This is a genomic window from Promineifilum sp. (SeqCode) (assembly GCF_041918635.1).
Classification (GTDB): Bacteria; Chloroflexota; Anaerolineae; order Promineifilales; family Promineifilaceae; genus Promineifilum.
Map to the genome: position 1 here is coordinate 1 of NZ_JAYRVJ010000460.1, position 2,321 is coordinate 2,321.

At 66.7% G+C, this 2,321-nt stretch carries 3 protein-coding genes; all 3 read left to right on the forward strand.

Going from position 1 to position 2,321, the window contains the following annotated elements; translation table 11 throughout:
- Positions 1-103: 103 nt before the first annotated feature.
- Positions 104-943 carry an SDR family NAD(P)-dependent oxidoreductase gene (locus ACE3UY_RS14045; protein WP_374688137.1) on the forward strand — a complete coding sequence of 280 codons (840 nt, stop codon included), beginning with the start codon at positions 104-106 and terminating at the stop codon, positions 941-943.
- A gap of 27 nt (positions 944-970) precedes the next feature.
- Positions 971-1,276 carry a YciI-like protein gene (locus ACE3UY_RS14050; protein ID WP_374688138.1) on the forward strand — a complete coding sequence of 102 codons (306 nt, stop codon included), beginning with the start codon at positions 971-973 and terminating at the stop codon, positions 1,274-1,276.
- 29 nt (positions 1,277-1,305) lie between these two features.
- Positions 1,306-2,321, forward strand: a 1,016-nt coding sequence (locus tag ACE3UY_RS14055) for an alpha-amylase family glycosyl hydrolase (protein WP_374688139.1), incomplete at its 3' end; no start/stop codon positions are given.

Consider the following 2,321-nt stretch of genomic DNA (forward strand, 5'->3'; position numbering starts at 1 on the left):
AGACCCATTGGCCGCCCACCTGTCAGGTCTGGGCAGTGGTTGACCGGCGTGTGTACTGAGGCAAAATAGGCCCCTACTTACACACACAGGAAGGTCACCACATATGGCAGTTCTTACCGGAACAGTCGCGCTCGTCACCGGGGCCAGCCGTGGCGTTGGGAAAGGGATCGCCCTGGGCTTGGGTGAGGCCGGCGCGACGGTCTACATTACCGGCCGCACCGTGGCGGCAGGCCAGGCCGCCGTGGACTTACCCGGCACGATCCATGAGACGGCGGAGGCAGTAACCCGACTGGGCGGCCGGGGTATCGCGGTGCGGTGCAACCATACGAACGATGACGAAGTAAGAGAACTGTTCCGCCGCATCCAGGCCGAACAGGGCCGCCTCGACATCCTCGTCAACAACGTCTGGGGCGGCTATGAGTTCTACAACGATGGCACGGAGTTCTGGAACGAGAAAGGGTTCTGGACGGCCCCGCTCTCGCGCTGGGATAAGTCGTTCCAGGCCGGCGTGCGCGCCCACTACGTCGCCAGCGTCTTCGCCGCGCCCCTGATGATCGCCCAGGAGTCGGGGCTGATCGTCAACATCTCCTTCTTCGCGGCGCAGCGGGACGACCGGGGTGTGGCCTATGGCGCGGCCAAGGCGGCCGACGACCGCATGGCGGCCTGCATGGCCCACGAGTTGCGCGAATACAACGTGGCCGTCGTCAGCCTGTACCCCGGCCTGGTGCGCACCGAAGGGGTCATGAAGGCCGCGCAATTCTTCGACCTGTCCAACTCCGAGTCGCCGCAGTTCATCGGCCGGGTGATCGCCGCCCTGGCTGCTGACCCCGAGCGGATGCGCCACTCCGGTCAGGTGCTGGTCGCGGCGGCCGTGGCGCAGGAGTACGACGTGATTGACATCGATGGCAAACGACCAAGGCCAGTCACCGTCGATGAAGCGTAGCGGCGCGACACATTCGTGGAGGTTCTCATGCACTACCTGCTCTTTTACGACTACGCGCCCGACTACCTGGAGCGCCGGCCGTTGTTTCGCGGCGAGCATCTGCGCCTGGCCTGGCGGGCGGTGGAACGCGGCGAGCTCATCCTCGGCGGGGCGCTGGCCGAGCCGGCCGACGCGGCCGTGCTGCTCTTCCAGGGCGACTCGCCGGAGGTGGTGGAGCGCTTCGTCGCCGCCGATCCCTACGTGCGCGGCGGGCTGGTGACCGGCTGGCGTGTGCGGCGCTGGGACACGGTCGTTGGGGAGATGGCGACAACGCCGGTGCGGCCGGAACTATGAAACAAGAACGCCGAACATAGGAGCACACAATGAGCGAGGTTGTCTGGAGCCAACCGCATCACGACGGCTCAGAGCGGTACGTCCCCGAACCGAACCCCATACTCGGCGGCAAGGTCACGGTCTTCTTGCGCGTGCCGCGGACGAGCGACGTGACCACCGCCTGGGTGCGCGTGCTGGCCGATGGCGAACCGGAACTGGTGCGCGCGACCGTTGACCGGCAGGACGAGCGCGACACCTGGCTACGCGCCGAGTTGCGGGTGGTCAACCCGGTGGTCAGCTACCGTTGGCTGCTCGACGGCGGGCCTTATGGCTACCAATGGTTGAACGGTACGGGGATACACGGCCACGACGTGGCCGACGCGGCCGACTTCCGAGTGACAACGTTTGAGAAGCCGCCCCATTGGGCCACGGGCACGATGTACCAGATTTTCCCGGATCGCTTCGCCAAGTCTATCGACCGGCCCGCGCCGGATTGGGCCAGACCGGCGGCGTGGGACGACCCGGTGATCGGCGAAGGGCCGGACACGCCGCGCCAGTTCTACGGCGGCGATCTCGACGGCATCACCGCGCATCTGGACTATCTCGCGGCGCTGGGGGTCGGCACGATCTACCTGACGCCGTTCTTCCCCGCTCAATCGAACCACCGCTACAACGCCTCGACCTTCGACTGCGTCGATCCGCTGCTGGGCGGCGACGAGGCGATGGCCCGGCTGGCCGCGGCGGCGCACGCGCGGGACATGCGCCTGATGGGCGACCTGACGACCAACCATTGCGGCGACACTCACGAGTGGTTCCAGGCGGCGCTGGCCGATCCGGATGCGCTGGAAAGGACGTTTTTCTTCTTCACCGATTACCCGTATCACTACGATGCGTGGTGGGGGCTTAAGGAAATGCCGATCTTCGACCACCGCAGCGCCGAATTGCGCCGCCGGCTCTACGACGGGCCGGACTCGGTCGTCGCGCGCTGGCTCGGCCCGCACGCGCGGGATGCCGGGCGGATCGTCGTGGCGCACATGACCGGCATCCACGGCAACATCAACCTGAG

Bases quoted from the DNA above. Each gene is read 5' to 3' on its own strand.
- ACE3UY_RS14045 (WP_374688137.1), top strand. From the start codon at position 104: ATGGCAGTTCTTACCGGAACAGTCGCGCTCGTCACCGGGGCCAGCCGT.
- ACE3UY_RS14050 (WP_374688138.1), top strand. From the start codon at position 971: ATGCACTACCTGCTCTTTTACGACTACGCGCCCGACTACCTGGAGCGC.